The 21,651-nt window shown below is 49.1% G+C and carries 16 protein-coding genes and 1 pseudogene; 5 read left to right on the top strand and 12 right to left on the bottom strand.

The annotated features are described in order from the left end of the window. Positions 1 to 6: 6 nt before the first annotated feature. From MJQ52_RS17865 to zapA, 4 genes are all read right to left on the bottom strand, one after another. Positions 7 to 2,364, bottom strand: a complete 2,358-nt coding sequence (locus MJQ52_RS17865) for an endonuclease MutS2 (protein ID WP_070082183.1) — start codon at positions 2,362 to 2,364, stop codon at positions 7 to 9. A gap of 20 nt (positions 2,365 to 2,384) precedes the next feature. Further along, positions 2,385 to 4,097 (bottom strand): DNA polymerase/3'-5' exonuclease PolX, encoded by a 1,713-nt coding sequence (gene polX, locus MJQ52_RS17860; protein ID WP_077723170.1) that lies wholly within the window; start codon positions 4,095 to 4,097, stop codon positions 2,385 to 2,387. 106 nt (positions 4,098 to 4,203) lie between these two features. Then, positions 4,204 to 4,737 (bottom strand): CvpA family protein, encoded by a 534-nt coding sequence (locus MJQ52_RS17855; RefSeq protein ID WP_003152534.1) that lies wholly within the window; start codon positions 4,735 to 4,737, stop codon positions 4,204 to 4,206. 7 nt (positions 4,738 to 4,744) lie between these two features. Then, positions 4,745 to 5,002, bottom strand: coding sequence for a cell division protein ZapA (gene zapA, locus MJQ52_RS17850; RefSeq protein ID WP_003152533.1), 258 nt, complete (start codon positions 5,000 to 5,002; stop codon positions 4,745 to 4,747). 133 nt (positions 5,003 to 5,135) lie between these two features. Here zapA and rnhC point away from each other — a divergent pair, with 133 nt between their 5' ends. Then, a complete protein-coding gene (gene rnhC, locus MJQ52_RS17845) occupies positions 5,136 to 6,077 on the top strand; it encodes a ribonuclease HIII (RefSeq protein ID WP_012118136.1) in 942 nt (313 codons plus the stop codon). A 36-nt stretch (positions 6,078 to 6,113) separates the two neighbouring features. Here the strand turns inward: rnhC and pheT are convergent, their stop codons facing one another. The 3 genes from pheT to MJQ52_RS17830 form a co-directional block, all read right to left on the bottom strand. Further along, positions 6,114 to 8,528 (bottom strand): phenylalanine--tRNA ligase subunit beta, encoded by a 2,415-nt coding sequence (gene pheT / locus MJQ52_RS17840; RefSeq protein ID WP_094247676.1) that lies wholly within the window; start codon positions 8,526 to 8,528, stop codon positions 6,114 to 6,116. A 13-nt stretch (positions 8,529 to 8,541) separates the two neighbouring features. Further along, positions 8,542 to 9,576, bottom strand: a complete 1,035-nt coding sequence (gene pheS, locus MJQ52_RS17835; RefSeq protein WP_003152530.1) for a phenylalanine--tRNA ligase subunit alpha — start codon at positions 9,574 to 9,576, stop codon at positions 8,542 to 8,544. A 361-nt stretch (positions 9,577 to 9,937) separates the two neighbouring features. Continuing rightward, the gene (locus MJQ52_RS17830; protein ID WP_003152529.1) at positions 9,938 to 10,684 is read right to left on the bottom strand and encodes a TrmH family RNA methyltransferase; all 747 of its coding nucleotides are present in this window, start codon (positions 10,682 to 10,684) and stop codon (positions 9,938 to 9,940) included. Positions 10,685 to 10,804: 120 nt separating this feature from the next. On the opposite strand from MJQ52_RS17830, the gene sspI reads away from it, so the two are divergent. From sspI to MJQ52_RS17810, 4 genes are all read left to right on the top strand, one after another. Continuing rightward, positions 10,805 to 11,020: a small acid-soluble spore protein SspI gene (gene sspI, locus MJQ52_RS17825; RefSeq protein WP_003152527.1), complete on the top strand. Its 216-nt coding sequence runs from the start codon at positions 10,805 to 10,807 to the stop codon at positions 11,018 to 11,020. 61 nt (positions 11,021 to 11,081) lie between these two features. Next, positions 11,082 to 12,167 carry a CdaR family transcriptional regulator gene (locus MJQ52_RS17820; protein WP_094247675.1) on the top strand — a complete coding sequence of 362 codons (1,086 nt, stop codon included), beginning with the start codon at positions 11,082 to 11,084 and terminating at the stop codon, positions 12,165 to 12,167. 98 nt (positions 12,168 to 12,265) lie between these two features. Then, positions 12,266 to 13,678 (top strand): glycolate oxidase subunit GlcD, encoded by a 1,413-nt coding sequence (gene glcD, locus MJQ52_RS17815; RefSeq protein ID WP_094247674.1) that lies wholly within the window; start codon positions 12,266 to 12,268, stop codon positions 13,676 to 13,678. Further along, positions 13,675 to 15,003, top strand: coding sequence for a (Fe-S)-binding protein (locus tag MJQ52_RS17810; RefSeq protein ID WP_025649708.1), 1,329 nt, complete (start codon positions 13,675 to 13,677; stop codon positions 15,001 to 15,003). The genes glcD and MJQ52_RS17810 overlap by 4 nt, the downstream gene beginning before the upstream one ends. 68 nt (positions 15,004 to 15,071) lie before the next feature. Here MJQ52_RS17810 and cstA read toward each other — a convergent pair whose 3' ends face one another. The 5 genes and pseudogenes from cstA to MJQ52_RS17785 form a co-directional block, all read right to left on the bottom strand. Further along, on the bottom strand, positions 15,072 to 16,868 hold the full coding sequence (gene cstA / locus MJQ52_RS17805; protein ID WP_057080675.1) for a carbon starvation protein CstA: 1,797 nt from the start codon (positions 16,866 to 16,868) through the stop codon (positions 15,072 to 15,074). A gap of 112 nt (positions 16,869 to 16,980) precedes the next feature. Next, positions 16,981 to 18,481, bottom strand: a pseudogene (locus tag MJQ52_RS17800) (alpha-N-arabinofuranosidase). A gap of 18 nt (positions 18,482 to 18,499) precedes the next feature. Further along, entirely contained in the window at positions 18,500 to 19,327 is an 828-nt protein-coding gene (locus tag MJQ52_RS17795; protein ID WP_007612991.1) for a carbohydrate ABC transporter permease, read from the bottom strand. Positions 19,328 to 19,345: 18 nt separating this feature from the next. After that, a complete protein-coding gene (locus tag MJQ52_RS17790; protein WP_003152513.1) occupies positions 19,346 to 20,287 on the bottom strand; it encodes a carbohydrate ABC transporter permease in 942 nt (313 codons plus the stop codon). Positions 20,288 to 20,328: 41 nt separating this feature from the next. Continuing rightward, a complete protein-coding gene (locus MJQ52_RS17785; RefSeq protein WP_003152512.1) occupies positions 20,329 to 21,624 on the bottom strand; it encodes an ABC transporter substrate-binding protein in 1,296 nt (431 codons plus the stop codon). Positions 21,625 to 21,651 lie beyond the last annotated feature (27 nt).

The following is a 21,651-nucleotide window of genomic DNA, read 5'->3' as shown; positions in this document are numbered from 1 at the left end:
CCCTTTTTATTTTAGTTCGACAATCGTTACGCCTGATCCTCCTTCTCCCGCTTCCCCGAACCGCGAGCTTTTCACGCTGCGGTGGTTTTTCAGAAGATCCTGCACCCCTTTTCGGAGGGCGCCCGTGCCTTTTCCGTGAATGATGGACACTCTCGGATAGCCGGCAAGCACCGCGTCATCTAAATATTTTTCGACGCGGCTGAGGGCGTTTTCGTAACGCTCTCCCCTGAGGTCAAGTTCAAGGGATACGTGATAATCCTTCCCTTTTACGGCGGTGATTGCTTTTTCTTTTTTCGGTTCAGGAGCCGATTTGAGAAACTCGAGATCTTTTTCCTTCACCTTCATTTTGAGGATGCCGATTTGGACGTTCCATTCTTTCTCGCCGGTTTTTTCAAGCAGCGCCCCTTTTTGTCCGAATGTGAGCACCTTTACTTCGTCGCCCGGCTTCAGCTCGCGTTTTTTCTCTGTTTTTCTTTCCGGCTGCTTTGATTTTTCAAAAGCCGGCATCGCGTCTCCGAGACGTTTTTTGGCGTCAATCAGCTCGTGTTCCTTAAAGGATCTGTGTTCTTGCTTGATGGACCTGAGCTCGCGGATAATCTGTTCGGCTTCATTTGCGGCGGCTTCCAGTTTTTCAGCAGCTTTCCGCTCGGCTTCTTCCATCATTTTATCTTTTTGGGCATTCAGCTCAATGATTTGCTGCTGAAGCTCTTTGTGCAGTTTTTCTGCTTCTTTTCTGAGTGATTCGGTTTCAGAAAGCTCTTCATCCGCTCTTTTTTTGCTTTTTTCAAGCGATGCAATCATCAAATCGACTTCGTTATGTTCGGCGGTCATTTCTGACTTCGCCTGGCCGATGATATGCTCCGGAAGCCCAAGGCGTCTTGAGATTTCAAATGCGTTGCTTCGGCCCGGCACTCCGATCAGGAGCTTATAGGTAGGCGAAAGCGTTTCAATGTCAAATTCAACGCTGGCATTCATGACGCCTTGTCTGTTATATCCGTATGCTTTCAGTTCCGGATAATGCGTGGTCGCAAGCACTCTGGCGTTTGTCCGGTGAACTTCGTCAAGGATGCTCATGGCAAGCGCCGCCCCTTCCTGCGGATCTGTTCCGGCACCGAGTTCATCGAACAGCACAAGACTGTTTTCAGACACGTCTTTTAATATATTGACGATATTGACCATGTGGGATGAGAACGTACTCAGACTTTGTTCGATCGACTGTTCATCGCCGATATCGGCAAACACATTGTCAAATACGGCTGCTTCCGATCCCTCATCAGCCGGTATGTGCAATCCTGCCTGCGCCATTATCGTCAGCAGCCCGAGTGTTTTTAACGTAACGGTTTTACCGCCCGTATTCGGTCCCGTGATGACGATCGTTGAATAATCTCCGCCCAGTTCAATATCGTTGGCCACGACTTGATCTTGGGGCAGCAGCGGATGGCGCGCTTTTTTCAGACGGATAAAGCCGTCTCCGTTCATGAATGGTTTTGTCGCCTTCATCGCTTTTGCGTATCTCGCTTTGGCGAAAATGAAATCCAGTGTCTGCAGCACTTCCACATTTTGAGCGATTTCTTGTGTGTGTTCAGCCGTATGCTCCGTCAGCATCCGGAGAATCCGTTCGATTTCCTGTTTTTCTTTTACTTTCGCCTGCTGAAGCGAGTTGTTCATATCTACGATCGCCTGCGGTTCAATAAACAGTGTCGCACCGGATGAAGATGTATCGTGGACAATTCCGCCGTAGCTTGATCTGTACTCCTGTTTGACCGGGATGACAAAGCGGTCATTCCGAATCGTAACGATGGTGTCAGACAGCATTTTAGAAGCGGAAGATGAACGCAGCATCGATTCAAGCCGGTCTCTGACTCTTGATTCAAGCGTCCTGAGCTGTGTGCGGATTCCCCTTAAAGCGGGAGACGCATGATCAAGTACTTCACCATGGTCATCGATGCAGGAGTTAATCTCCCTTTCCAAATCGCCTAATGTAATCAGCTCTTCTGCATGGGCCTGTATCAGCGGAATGCCGACGCCGTCTTCTGTCATTTGGCTGATAAAATGCTTCATTTGTTTAACGGCATACAGCAGCCCGGACAATTCGGTGAATTCCGCCGGCGTCAGCACACTGCCGATTTCCGCCCGCCGTAAAGCGGATCTTATGTCGGTCAGGCCGCCGAACGGAGCATGGCCTCTCAAGCGCATGATTGCGGATGCTTCTTCGACTTCATCCAGCTGTTTTTGGATGTCGGTTAGATCCGTCAAAGGTTTCAGCTGCAGAAGTTTCTCCCGGCCGAGCGATGAGGCGGCATGTGCGGTAATCTGTTCTTTTACTTTATGAAATTCAAGTGATGATAACACTTTTTGCTGCACGGTTTTATGGTCCTCCTTACTTAATCATTGCGCGTCAGAAATGCTTTGACCTCATGTAGCGGCCGGGCGTTTAACACATGTTTTGTCTCCGTCCAGCCTTTGCGCGCAGCGGTCACGCCCGTTTTCATATCATCGAGCATCTCGATATTATGGGCATCGGTATTAATGACCAAAGTCACACCTTTTTCATTTGCTTTGATCAGATGCTCAGTCCGTAAATCGAGGCGCGCGGGGTTTGCATTCAGTTCAAGCGCCGTATTTGTTTTGGCGGCGAGCTCAATCAGCATATCGATGTCGACTTCATAGCCGGCCCGTCTGCCGATCAGGCGGCCCGTCGGGTGGGCGATAATGTCCACGTGCTTATTCGTCAGCGCCTGTTCAAGCCGTTTCATAATGACATGCTCCGGCTGGCTGAAACTTGAATGAATAGATGCGATGACAAGATCCATTTCAGACAGAACACTGTCATCATAATCAAGCGAACCGTCGGGGAGAATGTCCATTTCTACGCCTTTAAAAATATGAAAATGTTCAAATTCAGCGTTTAACGCGTCAATTTCTTCCGCCTGTTTTTTGAGCCGTTCGGCCGTTAACCCGTTGGCTACCTTTAAATATTGGGAATGGTCGGTGATCGCCATGTACTGGTAGCCTTTTGCCATACATGCTTCTGCCATTTCTCTGATGGAAAAAGCGCCGTCACTCCAGGCTGAGTGCATGTGGAGATCGCCTTTTATCGCTTTATGCTCCACAAGGTCCGTTTCTTCCCGGTACGTGTCGACCTCCTGCCCGCTTTCTCTGAGCTCAGGAGGAATAAACGGCAGACCGAAGTGGGCGTAAAACGCTTCTTCGCTCGGGAATGTTTTGACGTCTCCCGTTTCTATGGTTTCTACTCCGTATTCACTGATCCGTTCACCGCGCTCTTTCGCCAGCTGGCGCATTTTAATGTTGTGATCTTTAGAACCGGTAAAATGATGCAGTGTGGTGGCAAACTGTTCCTCTGTCACAAGCCGGAAATCCACACTCGTCTCATATTCAAATGTAAGGATAACCGATACTTTTGTATCCCCGCTCGCTATCACGTCTTTTACGTTCGGGAGGGAAAGAAGCTGTTCTCTGACAGCCTCCGGATGATCTGTAGCGATAATGTAATCCAGATCTTTTACGGTTTCCCGCGCTCTTCTGAGACTGCCGGCCCGGGAATATTTCTGAATATCCGTCAGCCGGGCCAAATGTTCTTCAATGACTGAAGCAATGCTGAGCGCATAGCCGATCGGAAACCGTTCCGGCTGTTTTCCGGCTTCTCCGAGAGCCTGAAGGATTTTCTCCTCCGTTTTTTTGCCGAAACCGGCGAGCCCCTGTACTTTTTGCTGCTCGCATGCTTCTTTCAGCGATTCCGCGTCATGAACACCCAGTTCCTGGTACAGCTTGGCGATTTTTTTGCCGCCGAGGCCCGGAAGCTTCAAAAGAGGAACCAAGCCTTCCGGGACTTCTTTCTGCAATTGGAGAAGCGTGCCGGACACACCTTCCTGCATATATTCACGAATGACGCCGTAGGTGCCTTTTCCGATTCCGGATAAAGACATCATGTCGTCGATTTCCGACAGGCTGCGGTCATCCTGCTCAAGCGCCGCTGCCGCTTTTCGGAAGGCTGATATTTTAAACGGGTTGTCCCCTTTCAGTTCCATATAGACCGCAATCGTTTCAAGCAGCCTGATGATATCTTTTTTATGCATACTGTTAACCCCCAGTCGTTTCCTGCTTTTCATCATACAAATTTTTCTCCTCCGGCACAACTGACGCAGAGCTTGAAAAAAAACTTCTCCGGTCAAGAGAAGTTTTTTATGCCCCGTACTGGGCCCACAGTTCTTGCAGGAGCCCTGACAGATACGGCGTATGATGTGTGATGATATTTGCAAGCGTCGATTGTGCGAGCATATCCTGAAGCGCGCTTACCGGCAGTACGGATGCGACGTATAACAGGATAAACGCAAATAAATAGACTTCCAGAAATCCAAGCACCCCGCCCAGCAGTTTGTTGATCTGTTTAATGACCGGAATGCCGGCGATGATATTAAGCGCCGCTCCGATAATCCGGAGCAGAATCTTTGCGATGATAAACAAAATGACAAACGCGATCGCGTTGTAATAAGCCGTCTCCACGTTTCCTTTAATAAAAGACAGAGCCGCCTGCCCGCCGGAAAAATCAGGCGCGGGTATAAAACTCAGATGCGGGGCCAGATTTTTGTAAAAAAGCGCCGCAAACGCAATCGAGAGGATGAAGCTCGTTAAATATATAAATTGGAGGATAAACCCTCTTTTTAATCCAAGCAATGTGCCCATTAAGAGCAGAACTAAGATGATGATATCTATCATATGGTGTTCATTCCTTTTCTTTAAGCTGCCGCTCCAGTATTTCATATTTTTCTTGCAGTTTCATATAATCATGCACGACATTGACCGCAGTCAATACAGCGAGCTTATTTATATCAAGATATGGATTTTTCTCGTTGATTTCTCTCATTTTATCATCAACCATTCCGGCCACATGGCGCATGTGCGCTTTGCTTTCTTCTCCGATAATGGTGAAGTGCTGGCCGTAAATGTTTACTGTCGTTTTGGTTTTTTTGCCGTCAGACAACGTTTCTCCTCCATTCCGCGAGAATCCTAGTTCCTATCATACCACGATTATCGTTTGAATGGAAAGACGAGCCTCGGGCTGTTATGATACACTGGTATATACAGTGAAAAGTGCCAAAAAAGGAGATTATATCGTGTCCCATTCTGTTATAAAAGTATCCGCTTCCGCTATGGAACAAATGAAACAATCCTATGCCGGCTCCCTAACTCCCGCCGTTCCGCAGGGCGCCGTCTTCCAGGCCAAGCCTCCGGGCTGTACCATTACAGCCTACCGCTCGGGCAAGGTTCTCTTTCAAGGAAAAAACGCCGGCACAGAAGCGGCCCGCTGGGGAACGGCTGAGGCGCCGAAAGCAAAGAAAACCGTCAAAAAAGCGGCCGACCCGCTTTACGCTCCCCCGGCGGGCATTGCCTCCATGTCAGTGATCGGCTCTGATGAAGTCGGAACAGGCGATTACTTCGGGCCGATAACGGTTGCCTGCGCTTACGCCGACAAAACAAAGCTTTCTTTAATGAAAGAACTCGGTGTGAAGGATTCGAAGGATTTAAAAGATCCGCAGATTATTGAAATCGCCAAACTGTTAATTAAAACCATTCCTTACAGCCTGCTTGTGTTAAAAAACGAAAAATACAATCAGATGCAGGAAAAAGGCATGAGCCAAGGAAAAATGAAGGCGCTCCTTCATAATCAGGCGATTTCCAATCTGCTGAGAAAAATGAACGGCGTTAAACCGGAAGCGATTCTGATTGACCAATTCGCAGAGCCCGGCATTTATTTTAAGCATCTTTCCGGACGGGATATCGTAAAAGAAAAAACGTTTTTCAGCACGAAAGCGGAAAGCATACATCTTTCCGTCGCCGCAGCCTCTATCATTGCGCGATATTCTTTCTTAATTGAAATGGATAAGCTTTCCCGTGAGGCTGGGATGACGATTCCAAAAGGCGCGGGGCCGCACGTCGATGAAGCTGCCGCCAAGCTGATCATCAATAAGGGAGAAGGTGCGCTCAGAACGTTCACCAAACTTCATTTTGCCAATACGCAAAAAGCGAAACGCCTTGTAGAACGGAAACGGTCATAATAAAAAAGCTTGCAGAATGATCTGCAAGCTTTTTCTTTATCCTCTTAATACCGCCTGATACGTTTCTTCCAGCGCTTTCAGCACGTTTTCATGTACTTTTGTCACTTCTTCTTCTGTCAATGTTTGTTCAGGGTTAACATATTGGAGCGAGAAGGCGACGGATTTTTTGCCCTCTTCCATATGCTCACCTTCGTACACATCAAATACGGTGACTTCTTTCAGCAGCACGCCGCCGGCTTCTTTGATCACGGCTTGGAGCTGTCCGCTTGTAACGGTTTTATCTGCCACAAGCGCAATGTCGCGCGTGACAGACGGGTACTTCGGAATCGGCGTATACACGACAGGTTCTGTTTCCTCGGTCAGAAGCGCGTGCAGATCAAGCTCGAACACATACGTTTCTTTGATATCCAGCTCTTTTTCCATTGCCGGATGCACCTGGCCGATAAATCCGGCAAGCGAACCGTTCAATAGAATGTTTGCCGTCCGGCCGGGATGCATGTTTTTGCGTTCAGACTGGACAAATTCAACCCGGTCTGACACATTCAATTGATGCAGCAGGCCTTCAACGATTCCTTTGGCGACGAAGAAATCAACCTGCTTTTTCTCACCCTGCCATAAATTTTTGCGCCACAATCCGGTTACAGCTCCGGCAACCCGTTCTTTTTCAACCGGTTTTGTGTTTTCTTCTTTCGTCAGAAATACAGAACCCGTTTCATATAAAGCAACGGAATCAGTCTGTCTGGCCAGATTGTATGAAACGGCTTCAAGAAGATTCGGCACGAGGCTGTGTCTGAGAATGCTTCTTTCTTCGCTCATCGGCAGAGAAAGCATCGTGTTGAATGATTTTTCGATCGCAAAAGCGGCCGCTTTTTTATCATTCGTTAATGAATAAGTGGTCGCTTGTGAAAGACCCGCTCCTTCAAGGAAACGTCTCACTTTCCGGCGTTTTGCCTGATACGGTGTCAAGCCGCCTGTCGTGCCGGCCGTTTCCGGAAGCGTGGACGGAATATTGTCATATCCGTACAATCTCGCCGCTTCTTCAATCAGGTCTTCTTCTATTCTAATATCTCCGCGGCGCGACGGCACCGTTACGACGAGAACGTCTTCAGCTTCACCGACTGCAAACCCGAGGCGCTTGTAAATGCTGATGATTTCTTCTTTAGCGATTGCCATGCCAAGCACGGCGTTCACTTTTTCAACAGACACGTGAATGTTGTTTGCTTCGATTTTCAGATGGTTTTCTTCAACCGTGCCTGAGAGCACTTCTCCGCCGGCATATGCCTGAATGAGACTGCAGGCCCGTTCAGCCGCCAGCAAAACGCGGGCCGGATCAATGCCTTTTTCATATCTGGCGCTCGCTTCGCTTCTCAGTCCGAGGTCTCTCGATGCTTTGCGGACGGTCTGTCCGTCGAAATAAGCGGCTTCCAGTAAAATCGCAGTGGTGTCTTCACGGACTTCAGACTCAGCTCCGCCCATGACTCCCGCAACGGCTTGCGCTTTTTTTCCGTTTGTGATGACCAAATGGCTGCTTGACAGCTTGCGCTCTTGTTCATCCAGCGTCACGATGGTTTCGTTTTCCGCCGCTTTTCTGACGACGACCTCTTTTGAACCGAACCGGTCGTAATCGAAAGCGTGAAGCGGCTGTCCGTACTCAAGGAGGACGAAGTTTGTAATGTCCACGACGTTATTATGCGGGCGGATGCCTGCATTCATCAGCTTCGTCTGCATCCAAAGCGGTGACGGGCCGATTTTGACGTTTTTAATGATTTTTGCGGCATAATGCGGATTGGCCTGCGTATCTTCAATCTTGACGGAAACAGCATCCGCCGCTTTTTCTGCCGCTTTTTCATATGAAGCCTCCGGAAGCTTTACCTCTGCGCCGAGGATAGCCGCCACTTCATAAGCCACCCCAAGCATGTTCATCGCGTCGGCGCGGTTCGGCGTTAAGCCCAATTCTAAAATCGCATCATCAAGCTGAAGGGCCGCCATTGCGTCAGCTCCCGTTTCAGCATCATTCGGAAAAACGAAAATGCCTTCCGCATATTCTTTCGCCACGAGCTTGCTCTCAATGCCAAGCTCCTGAAGGGAACAGATCATGCCGTGAGACGCTTCGCCGCGCAGCTTGGCTTTTTTAATTTTGAAATTGCCGGGAAGCACGGCTCCGACCGTTGCAACGGCAACCTTCTGTCCTTTATCAACATTCGGGGCGCCGCAGATAATCTGCACGGGTTCCTCCGCACCGATATCAACAAGGCATTTGTTGAGTTTGTCGGCATTCGGGTGCTGTTCACGCTCAAGCACGTGTCCGATGACAACGCCTTTTACGCCTTCCCCTTTATACTCGATACCCTCAACTTCAATACCGGCTCTTGTAATTTTTTCTGCAAGCACGGCCGGATCGATTCCCTGCAAGTCAACGTAATCTTCTAACCATTTATATGAAACAAACATGTGTATCCTCCTCTTACGCCTGTTTAAACTGCGAAATGAATCTGACATCATTGGTATAGAAATGGCGGATATCTTCAATGCCGTATTTCAGCATCGCGATACGTTCAACACCCATTCCGAAAGCGAAACCCTGGTATTCCTCAGGATTGAATCCGGCCATCTTCAGCACGTTCGGGTGAACCATACCGGCGCCGAGAATTTCGATCCAGCCTGTTTTTTTGCAGACGGAGCAGCCTTGTCCGCCGCACTTAAAGCAGGTTACATCCACCTCGACAGAAGGCTCTGTGAATGGGAAAAAGCTCGGACGGAGCCTGATTTCACGGTCTTGGCCGAACATTTTTTTGGCAACCAATTCAAGCGTGCCTTTCAGGTCGCTCATGCTGATTTTGCGGTCCACGACGAGACCCTCGATCTGCATGAACTGATGGGAATGTGTCGCGTCATCGTTGTCGCGGCGATACACTTTACCGGGACAAATGATTTTGACGGGGCCTTTTCCTTTATGCTTTTCCATCGTTCGCGTCTGCACCGGTGACGTCTGCGTTCTCATCAGCATTTCTTCTGTAATGTAAAAGCTGTCCTGCATGTCGCGGGCCGGATGTTCCTTCGGCAGGTTCAGCGCCTCAAAGTTGTAATAATCCGTTTCCACTTCAGGGCCTTCTTCGACGGTATATCCCATGCCGATAAATAAATCTTCAATTTCTTCAATAACGACCGTCAGCGGATGGCGTCCGCCGATGTTTACCTGACTGCCCGGCAACGTGACGTCAATCGTCTGGCTGCTGAGTTTTTTATTCATCTCTTCTTGTTCAAGCTGTTCATTTTTCGCCGTAATGGCTGCTGCAATGCGCTCTCTCACTTCATTGGCGAGCGCTCCCATTTTCGGACGCTCTTCGGCGGACAGTTTGCCCATGCCGCGGAGAACTTCTGTAATCGGCCCTTTTTTTCCGAGATATTGCACCCGAATGTCGTTAACTTCTTTTAATGAACCCGCCGCTTCTACTTTTTCTGCAGCTTCCAGTTCGAGCTGTTTAAGCTTCTCTTCCATCATGCATCCTCCTTTTATGTAAACCAAACCGTTCTATGCCTTTTTCAGAAAACAAAAAAACCCGCCCCTTGAGAGAAGGGACGAGTTGTGGCCGCGGTACCACCCTTTTTAAGGCAGACTTCATCTGCCGACAGCTTCATTGACATAACGGAAACGATCGTTCCGGTTCACCTTTACGCGCGTTTGGCGCGGTCCCGGTGACAACTCGAGAGGTGAAAATCAATTTCTGTGCTGCGATAAAAATGCTCTCAGTCAGCGGCATTTTCTCCCTGGAAGGCAGCGTGTGCAAAAATTGACGTCCTCTGTCACGGTTTTTACATTATTGCTATCTATTATAGTGAAATCCAAGGTTTTTCGCAACCTATCCTCTGAGATGATAAACGAGGATGGCGGCCGCTACCGCCACATTCAGCGATTCAGCCTGTCCGTACAGCGGAACGTACAGATTGAGATCGGTTTTTTGCAGAAGGCCGGCGTCCACTCCCGCCCCCTCGTTCCCGACGATTAACGCGAACGATTCTTCAGGCTTCACGCTTTGATAAGCCGCACCGTTTTCAAGCGCCGTGCCGTAGATCGCGACGCCTTGTGATTTCAGCTCGGCGGTAAACTCATCAAGCGGACGTTTTAAAATGGGAATATGAAAGTGAGATCCTTGCGCTGAACGCAGCGTTTTTCCGTTGTACGGGTCTGCCGTTCCCTCACCAAGGACAACGGCGTCGATTCCCGCCGCATCTGCCGTTCTGATCATTGTTCCTAAATTCCCCGGGTCCTGTACGGCATCAATAAGAAGCAGCCGCTTCAGCTGATCGGGCCGCTTATCCGGCATATGGCAGACCGCGGCGATCCGCTGCGGCGTTTCCGTTTCCGTCACGGCTGAAAACGCGTCTTCGCTCAGCACGTAGCACGGAATGCTCATATCCAGATCGGCCGGAATGGCGCTCTCATCGTTTACGAGAATTTCTTTTACCGTTCCCTTTGATTTGAGCGCTTCTTCTGCCAGATGCTCTCCTTCTATCAGAAATGTATTCGTTTTAAGTCTCTCTTTTTTTGTGTGAAGTTTTTTCCAGTCCTTCACTTTTTGGTTTTTTGCAGAGTCGATTCGTTTCACTTTATGTCTGTGCTCTCCTTTTTTCATGCATGTTGTTATTATATCTCAAGAACAGCACATAATAAACCGCGTGCGCGGTAAGAATATGCGTATCACATTCAGGAAAAAGGAGCGGTTGTAATGGATCTTAATTTACGCAACGCCGTTATTGCCAATGTAACCGGCAATAACCAGGATCAGCTGGAGCATACTATCGTTGACGCCATCCAAAGCGGTGAAGAAAAAATGCTTCCGGGCCTCGGCGTCTTATTCGAAGTTCTTTGGCAGCATGCGTCAGACTCAGAAAAAAATGAAATGCTCAAAACACTTGAAGGCGGATTAAAACCTGCGCAATAAGCATGAACCGGGTGATGGCACACCCGGTTTTTTTTGTATAATAATGGCGAGGGGGATCGCCATGCAGTTACAGCCGGAACTGGCAAAGAAATTGATTGCCGAAGTCAAACATATGTACAGCCGCGAAGTGATTATTGCCGATACAAAAGGGATGATCATCGCGGGCACCAATGAGGCGCGCGCCGGATGGTTTCATGAAGGCGCACTGATCTGCGCCCGCGAAAAACGGAATGTCATCATTACGAAAGAAGATGAAAAACGCCTCCAGGGCGTAAAAGCAGGACTGAACCTCCCCGTTTTTTCAGGCCATGAGGTAATCGGAGTGTTCGGTCTGACAGGAGACCCTGACGATATCCTGCCTTTCGGAGAATTGCTCAGGAAAATGACGGAGCTGTTTATTAAAGAAACGCGCCATATGGAAGAAGCGCAGTGGCGTGCGAGAATGCTTGAATCCTTTATGGTTGATTGGCTGCAGCTGAAAGAATGGTCTCCGGGCTTTTTAGAAAAAGCAAAGCTCATCGGCGCAGACCTTCACGCATACCGCCGGATCATACTCATTCAAGGACGTTATGAGCAATATAAAGCGGAGGAGCTCGGGCGGCTCTGGCAGAACGAATGCCCTGAAGACCTGTTTGTCCGCTGGGGAAATGAACGCATTCTCATTAATCATGAAGCAAATTCGGCTTCCAAAACACAGCTCATCAAAAAGATCGGCGCCGTTTTTGGGCAGCCTGTCACCGCCGGCATCGGACGGATCGTTCCGGGAGAGTGCCTCGCGGAATCATACGAACAGGCGGATAAAGCACTTTCAGCCGGAATCGGTGACAAGCAGGCCGTCTTTGAAGAAGATTTAAAACTGGATATGTGTATTGCCGATATCGCACCCGGCACGCAGTCGGAATTTTCACGGCGGGTTCTCGAGCATGTACTCGGCCGGGAAGAACTTCTGGATACGCTGCGCGCCTTTTTCGACCGGCAATTATCGTTAAAGCGCACCGCCGACGACATGCATATTCATATCAATACATTGCGCTACCGTCTTTCCAAACTGGAATCACTGACAAATATGAAGCTTGACCGTCCTGAAGACATAACGGCTTTTTATTTGGCGCTCCGCTTTTTAGATCAACATACAAAAAGCACGTAATCAAATCATCATTTTTCATATGTTTCTCCATAGTGTGCGGAATCGTTTTTCTTTACAATTAAATGAAAACGCTTTTCTTATCAGGGAGGTTGGAGAACATGATTTCACGAGAGGCAAAAGAAGCGTTCATCCGGACGGTCGGGAAGGAGAATTATGATGATTCGGCGGCGGGCCGTCTTGTGTATTCTTACGATGCGGCTCCTCAGCTGCAAGCCATGCCGGATGCGGTAATCGCCCCCCGCAGCGCGGATGACGTGTCCCGTATATTAACGATTTGCAGCAGGCATGACATTCCGATCGTGCCGAGGGGTTCAGGCACAAACTTATGCGGCGGCACATGTCCGTCTGAAGGCGGGCTTGTGCTTTTATTCAAACATATGAACCGCATTCTTGAAATTGATGAAGAAAATTTGACGGCAACCGTCCAGCCGGGCGTGATTACGCAAGATATGATCCGTGCGGTTGAGCAAAAAGGTTTATTTTATCCGCCTGATCCGAGCAGCATGAAAATATCGACGATCGGCGGGAATATTAATGAAAATTCCGGCGGACTGCGCGGTTTGAAGTACGGCGTCACCCGGGATTATGTCCTCGGCCTTGAAGCCGTCTTGGCTTCAGGCGATATCATCCGCACAGGAGGAAAGCTGACAAAGGATGTCGCCGGTTATGATCTGACCCGGCTTTTCGTCGGATCAGAAGGTACGCTCGGCGTTGTGACGGAAGCGACTTTAAAGCTGGTTCCGAAGCCGGAAACGAAAAAAACGCTGCTTGCACTCTATGAACATATTGAAGCGGCTGCGGAATCTGTTTCTGCCATCATCGCTGAAAAAATCATTCCGGCCACACTCGAATTTCTGGATCAGCCGACACTGCAGGTCATTGAAGATTACGCCAAGATCGGGCTTCCGACCGACGCAAAAGCGGTGCTGCTGATCGAACAGGACGGTGACATCGAAACGGTCAGACGGGATATGGAAAAAATCGAAGCCATCTGTAAAAACGGAGCAGCCGTATCCGTCCAAACGGCCGAAACCGAGGAAGAGGCATTCGCGCTTACAGAGGCCAGACGGTCCGCATTATCAGCCCTTGCCCGGCTGAAACCGACAACGATTCTGGAAGACGCGACCGTGCCGAGATCACAAATTGCCGGCATGGTCAAAGCCATTAACGAGATTGCAGAAACATACGGCCTGTCCATCTGCACATTCGGCCATGCCGGAGACGGCAACCTTCATCCGACGTGCACCACAGATATCCGAAATACAGAGGAGATGGAACGTGTCGAAAAAGCTTTTGCCGCCATTTTTGAAAAAGCGATTGAGCTGGGCGGGACGATAACGGGTGAACACGGGGTCGGCATCGTAAAAGCGCCGTATTTAGAAATGAAGCTGAAAACAGAAGGCATCACCGCCATGAAAGCGATCAAACAAGCGCTTGATCCCCAAAATCTGCTGAATCCGGGAAAAATATTCGCCAATTCATCAAGGAAACGCGTGGTGGTGATGAAATGACAACGGCTAAAGAGCAGCAACACATTCAAACAGAATTCAAAACCCGCATGGATGAAGGTGAATTGCTGAACTGTATGCGCTGCGGCTTTTGCCTTCCTTCCTGTCCGACCTATATCGAATCGGGATTTCAAGAATCCCATTCGCCGCGCGGCCGGATCGCACTGATGAAAGCCGTCACAGACGGACTGATCGAACCGGATGAAGATGTCGAACGCTCACTTTCGCTGTGTCTCGGATGCCGGGCATGCGAGCCCGTTTGTCCGGCAGGGGTCAATTACGGACAGCTGCTTGAAGAAGCGAGGGATATCATTCATCAAAATAAAAAACATAAGCCGGGCGTGCGCCTCTTGCGGAAAGCCGCCTTCACCGGGCTTTTCCCTCATCAAAACCGCATGCAGGCAGCCGTGAATCTTCTCGGAATATACCAAAGATCGGGACTGCAGACAGCCGTCAGAAAAACCGGTATGCTGCGCGTTTTGCCTGAACATCTGCGCACGATGGAACAAGTGCTCCCGCCCGCCCCGAAACGGAAAGACATGAAGGAAAGGCCGCGTTTTCTTCCTGCCGCGGGTCCCGTCCAAAAACGGGCCGCTTTTTTCTCGGGCTGCTTAATGGATACGATGTTTTTAGCGACAAATCATGCGACAACGGCGCTTTTACAGGCGGCCGGGTGTGAAATCGCGGTTCCGGACGGCCAGGCGTGCTGCGGCGCGCTTCACGGGCACAGCGGAGAAAAAGAGATGGGAAAAGAACTGGCCAAGCGGAATATCGCCGCTTTTGAGGCACTTGACGCTGATTATATCATTACAAACGCCGGCGGATGCGGCGCCTTTCTTCAGGAATATCCGCATTTACTGAAAGATGAACCTGGATGGGCGGAACGTGCCGAACAATTTGTCCGGAAGCTCAAAGATTTTTCATCCGTACTGGTTGATCTGAAGTTCCATCAAAAAAACCTGCGGGCGCAGTCTCCTCATATCGTCACATATCAGGACTCCTGCCATCTCCGCAATGTGATGCATACGTCAGAGGAACCGCGAACGCTTTTGAAAAGCATTAAAGGGGCTGAGTACAGAGAAATGGAAAAGGCCGACAGCTGCTGCGGGTCGGCGGGAATTTATAATATAACAGAGTCAGAGATGTCTATGAAAATATTAGACAGCAAGATGAAAGCCGCCGGAAAAACGGAGGCGGCCGTCATCGTGACAGCCAATCCCGGATGCCTTTTGCAAATGCAGCTCGGCATTTTACGCGAAGGATTAACAGACCGTGTCCGCGCGGTTCATTTGGCGGATTACCTTTTGGAAGCGGCGGATTTGTCATAAGCTGATAGCAGAGAGACCGATCGGCTCTCTGCTTTTATGATGCTGCAATGTTCGGATCGGCCGCGGATTTATCCGGGTATTGATGCTTCCAGTCTGGCACTCGGATCACGCCATACATTCGCCCATTTTTTCACAGCCGCAATGATAATTACAAGGCCGAGAATGAGCATGATAATGGATAAAACGCCATTCAGCACGTTGTATCCCGCCGCTTCGGGGTTCAAATACACATACCGCACCATCCAATAACCCGCATAGTTGACGGTCACGTACAAATAAGCGAGAGGAATCAGGCATGTCAGCATATAGCGCCGCTTATCCGCTATTTTTAATACGACGGTCGCACCGATGATTAAGCCGACAGATGCCATAAGCTGATTGGATACGCCGAACAGCGCCCAAATGGAACTGATGTCGCCCGAATACAGAAGATAGCCCCACAGCAGGCAGGCGAGCGCGCTTGAGAAAATCGAGCCCGGCAGCCAGTCTGTTTTTTTCAGCGGCTTATAGACCTCTCCGAAAAACTCTTGAATCAAGTACCGGGCGACACGGGTTCCCGCATCAATCGCCGTTAAAATAAACACCGCTTCAAACATAATGACGAATTGAAAAAAGTATGAAGCCAAATGACTGAAAAACGGAATCTCCGTAAAGATATACGTCATTCCGACGGCAAGCGTAACGGCTCCGCCCGTTCTTCCTTCCAGACTGAGCCCGATTTCTTTACTCAATTCAGGCAGATGGACGACATTCATCCCGAGGGCGCGGAATATTTCAGGCGTGCTGTTAATGGCAAAATAGTCGGCGGGCTCAAGAGCGGCAGCTGCAATGAGCGCCATAATTCCGACGAGACATTCCACAAGCATCGCTCCGAAAGCAACCGGTTTTATATCACTCCATTTATCCAGCATTTTCGGCGTTGTGCCGGAACCGACAAATGCATGAAAGCCCGAAATGGCGCCGCAGGCAATCGTTATTGAAATAAACGGCCAGACAGGACCCGCGATCACCGGCCCTCCGCCGTGAATAAACTCCGTTACGGCCGGGAATTTAATGGCGGGATTGACGAAAAAGACGCCTGCGATCAAAGCGGCAAAAACTCCGATTTTCATAAAACTGCTTAAATAGTCACGCGGAGCCAGCAAAAGCCAAACCGGAAGCGCCGCAGCGAAAAACGCATAGACGGGAAGCGCCACTGCAAGCGTTTTCGCATCCAGTGTCAGCATGTCCCCGAGAGCCGTTGTCTGCAGCCGCGGCCCGATTACAACACCGGCCATTAACAAAAGAAACCCGACAGTTGATGCGAGTTTGAGATTGCCCGTTTTTTTATAGTAGAGGCCGACCCCCATCGCGATCGGAATCGTAATCCCCACCGCAAACGTTCCCCACGGGTTTTTCTCAAGCGCGTGCAGCACAACCATGGACAGCCCCGCCATCGTGATCGTAATGATAAACAGCATCGAAAGACCGGTGCAAAAGCCCGCCACCGGGCCGAGCTCTTCTTTGGCGACTTCAGAAAGCGTTTTCCCGTTTTTCCGCATTGATGCAAACAATACGACAATATCGTGCACGGCTCCCCCGATCACCGCTCCGATTAACAGCCATAAAAGCCCGGGCAGATAGCCGAACTGAGCTGCCAGAATCGGTCCGACAAGCGGGCCGGCAGCGGCGATTGCCGCGAAGTGGTGGCCGAATGACACCCACTTATTCGTGGGCACATAATCTTTCCCATCCTCAAGCACATGGGCCGGAGTCGGTGTCTGATCATTGATTTTTAATACTTTGACCATCATAAAGGTACCGTAAAGCCGATAGGCGATCGCCAAAATACATATAGACGCTATGACGATTGTAATCGCATTCATTTAATCCCAGCCCCTTTTCTCTTTTTCTAAATATTATCACAATTATCAGATAACAGGAGATGATTTTTGCGTAAAAAAAAAGCCGGCAGCGGCAGCCCGGCTTTTCGGAACATTATTTTCCTGATAAACGGATGACATTCCAGGACAGCGGAGTAAAATGTGCCGTTATCCCTTCAGCGTTTGCCGAAGACGTTCCGTTGGAGTGAGGAATGACTTCTTTTCTGTTTTTTTTGATTGGTTGCTTTCATATCCTGATGCTCCAGCACGATATGCTCAAGGATGCGGTAATCTTCAAACCCTCTCAGTTTGATCTCCGTTTCCATCAGTTCCTTGCTTTTGTTGACGGCAAAAATGGTCAGTGCTTCATCCTCTTCATGGTAAACAGCCGCGGCATCAACATACGGCACATCCGTAAAATCCGCTGAGTCGTATTTCGGGGAGGTGACCAGCAGCTTCATTGAAGTCCCTCTCCCGTAGACAGAGGCGTGCATGTAAGGGTAAAAGATCGGCTGCCTCCATGCTTCTCCGCCCTTTTCAGTCATGATAGGCGCAATCACGTTGACAAGCTGGGCGAGACAGGCGATCTTCAGTCTGTCCGCATGCTGCAGCATCGTAATCAGCAGTGAACCGATCAACAGCGCATCTTCAAAATTGTAGATGTCTTCGAGAATCGGCCGGGCCGTAATCCATGGCTCCACTTTTTTATCCGCTTCATTTGAGTGATACCACACATTCCATTCATCTAAAGAAAGGTGAATCGTTTTTTTGCTGCGTTTTTTCGCTTTCATATAATCACATACGGCTTTGACGGATTTAATAAAATGGTCTAAATCCATAGACTTCGCCAAATAGTTCTCAAGATCATTTTCATGGTTGCCGTAATACGTATGCAGTGAAATGTAATCCACATGCTCGTACGTATGCTCAAGCACCTCGGCCTCCCACTCGATGAAGGACGGCATGCCGCTGTTTGAGCTTCCGCAAGCCACCAATTCGATCGTCGGGTCCGTCCATTTCATCACCTTTGCTGTTTCAGCGGCAAGCCGTCCGTATTCATGCGCCGTTTTATGACCGATCTGCCAAGGGCCGTCCATCTCATTTCCTAAGCACCATGTTTTGATGCCGTAAGGTTTTTCATATCCGTGCGATTTTCGTAAGTCGCTCCAGTATGATCCTTCAGGATGGTTGCAGTATTCGACGAGGTTCCGGGCGGCATCGATTCCTCTCGTCCCGAGATTGACCGCCATATTCACTTCGGCGTTCACTTTTTTCGCCCACGTTAAAAATTCATTCGTCCCCACTTCGTTCGTTTCTGTCGTCTGCCATGCCAAATCAAGCCTCCGCGGGCGGTTCTTCACCGGCCCGACGCCGTCCTCCCAATTGTAGCCTGAGAGAAAATTCCCTCCCGGATAGCGGATGAACGGCACTTGCAATTCCTTGATTAACTCCTGCACGTCTGTTCTGAAACCGTCCTTGTCGGCTTTCGGGTGTCCGGGCTCATAAATGCCTTCATACACCGCCCGGCCCATATGTTCTATAAAAGATCCGTACATCCGTTTGTCCACTTCACCGATGATATATTCTTTATCTGCTGTAATCCCCGCTTTTTTCATTACATTTCCTCCCTCTCTCTATCCCTTCACTCCGCCTACTGTGAGGCCGGAAATGAAGTATTTTTGGAAAAACAAGAATATGATGATCACCGGCAGTATCGCAAAAACGGACCCGGAAATCAGCATGTCATAGTTGTTGCCGTACGGACTCAGCAGCCCTGAAAGTCCGATTGGAAGCGTAAACATTTCTTTCGACCGAAGCACGATCAGCGGCCATAAAAAGTTATTCCAGCTGTTTAAAGATTGAAGAATGATCATTGCTCCGAATGCCGGTTTCATGAGCGGCGCCATAATTCTGAAGAAAATGCCGAATTCGGTGCAGCCGTCCATTCTCGCTGAATCAAGCAGATCTTTCGGAAGTCCGAGCGCATATTGCCGGAAAAAGAACACGGCGACAGGCGACACAATAAACGGCAGAATCACCCCCGTATAAGAATCGATCAAATGAAGACCCACCGTCAATTTGAACAACGGAAGCATCATCACTTCAAGAGGCACCATCATAATGATCAGCACAAGAACAAAAATAATATTTCTGCCTTTAAACTCGTAGACACCGAGTCCGTAGCCGATCAAAGAGGAAAAAAACAGCGTGAGAACCGTGGTGAGGACGCCGAGCAGCAGGCTGTTAAAAAACCATTTAAAATAAATGCTCCCCCCGTTGAACAAATAGGTGTAGTTATCAAGGCTCATCACATCCGGATCAAGACGCAGATTCAGCCCGATGCGCATCAGCTCAGATGACGGCTTTAATGAACCGAGCAATAGACAGATCATCGGAAAGATATACAACAGGCTCAGCATGATAAAAAACAAGGTAAACGCGACTCTGTACACGGAAAACATGTGATTGTTACGCAACGCTTATCCCTCCCCTTTAAACGAACCGGACAGTTTCAGTGAAACAAGGCTGACTAGTAAGATGACAAGCAAAAGGACAATTCCGATTGCGGCCCCGTACCCCATTTCGTTGTATGCAAGCCCCTGCTGATATAAATAACCGACAAGCGTGAGGCCGATATTGCCCGGGGAATTATTCTGCCAAAGCACATAGCTTTCCTCAAACATTCTGAAACCGCCGATCATACTGATCGTTAACACATAAACGGACACCGGCTTTAAAAATGGAAGGGTGATATGCCGGAACTTTTTCCACGTACTCGCCCCGTCAATTTCAGCCGCCTCATACAATTCTTTCGGCACATTTTGCAAACCCGCCAGAAAGTAAAGAATGTTAATCCCCATCCACCTCCATGACGCAAGCAGCACCATTAAAAACATGCCGGTACCTTTGTTGTTGAGCCAGTTTTGGGGTGATGCGCCAAGCTTCATCATCAGCTCGTTTGCAAGCGACGTATTCATTTCTCCGAACATCAGCCGGAAAATAATCCCCGCTACGATCGTCGATGTTAAAGCCGGTACAAACAGAGCCGATTTAAACACATTTCTGAACCTGACGAGCTTCGAATTCAGAATCACCGCTAAAAGAAGCGGCACCGGAATCAGCACGATCAGCGTCCAGAAAGTATATTCCAATGTGTTAAATAATGCCGTATAAAAGGTTGGATTAAGAAGAGCGGTATAATTGGAAAACCCGACAAATGTAATTTCTCCCGGCAGTATCCGCTGAAAGCTCATGATAAACACGCTGATGATCGGATACAAAAAGAAAACGAGAAACGAAATGATAAATGGCGCCGTAAAAAGATAAGGCGCCGCTTTTTTTGAATACAGCACATTGCGCCGGCGCGGCTTCTTCCGGACTGCAGAAACGGTTTGCGCTGTCTCTGTCTTTACAGGTCTCATAAAAGCTCCCCCGCTTTCACTGTTAAATAGGGCGGCTTCTCCTATTTTTCTAATTGCTCTGCCGCCTCGTCCAAGGCTTCCTCAGGTGTTTTTTCCTGCGTCTTCAGCGCATCGAACAGCACCTGTCTGACAACGAGATCAGCCGCTTTAGAGAAGTCTTCATGCAGATAAATCGGATTGATCTCATCTTTTATTTCAAGGAGCGAGGAAAAAATTGACGTACCGTTCCGGAAGAAATCCGTGTACTTGTTTTTCTCCTTCAATTCTTTTGAATCCCACACGTCCCAGCGGAGCGGGTCAAAGCCGAGCACCGTCCACAGCTTTATGTTCCCTTCCTTTGAACCTTTCGCAAATCCGAGAAATTCTTTCGCGAGCTCCAGATGTTCAGCCTGCTTCGGCACGACGGTGGCTGTTCCGCCTAAACCCGCTGATCTGTCACCGCCTTCTTTCCAGGCCGGCATAGGGTAAATCGCCATTTTCCCTTTTAAATCAGGCATATAATCGATAAACCGTCCCATGTACCAAATGGGCATCAGCACTGAGGCTGCCCCGCCCTGATTCATAAAACCGTAATATTCTTCGCTGTGATGGCCGCCGCCGGGAGCCGGCAGAAGGGTTTTATCATTTACCATGTCCTTTACATCATTCAGTGTATCTGTATTCGTCTTGCTGTTCAGAATCAATTTTCCGTTTTTGCTGTAGTAGCCTGACCCTTGCTGCGAAATCATGGATAGGAATGTGGCGGAGTCGTTTGTTTCAACCGTTCCCATCGGTTTCCCAGCGGCTTCACGCACTTTTTTTCCTGCCCGCCGGTAATCTTCCCATGTCTTAATGGAGGCGGGATCAACGCCCGCTTTTTTCATGATATCCATGTTGTAAAACATGACGGTCGTCCCCACATGTGTATCAAGGCCGTACAATTTTCCGTTTTTGCTGTATAAGGCCAGACGCGCTTCCACAAACTTATCGCGGTCTTTTTCAATCAGCGGCGTCAGATCGGCAAGCGGGATATCCTTCCCCTTCAGAAAGTTCGAGAACCGGCTTAATTCCACGTCGGCTATATCGGGAAGCCCCTCACCCGCGATCAGCGAAACCGATAAATTATCATGCATTTGTCCATAAGGATAAACAACGGTATTCAGCTTGATTTTGCGATCCGGATACTTCTGATTCCATTCTTTGACCATTTCCTGATAAAACTGTTCGTGCAGGCCGTTAAACGTCCAAAACGTCAGCTCCGTTTCTCCCGGCCGGCCGGCAGTCCGTTCTTGTGAACAGCCGGCGGTAAACAAGAAGAGCATCATCAGCACCAAACATACAGCGGTTGTTTTTTTCATGTCATTACCCCTTCCACTTTAGGCCGT

It is taken from the genome of Bacillus sp. jun7, from assembly GCF_051034795.1.
GTDB classification, from domain to species: domain Bacteria; phylum Bacillota; class Bacilli; order Bacillales; family Bacillaceae; genus Bacillus; species Bacillus velezensis.
Note: the sequence above shows the minus strand (reverse complement) of the source record. Positions and strands in the feature narration are given on the sequence as shown.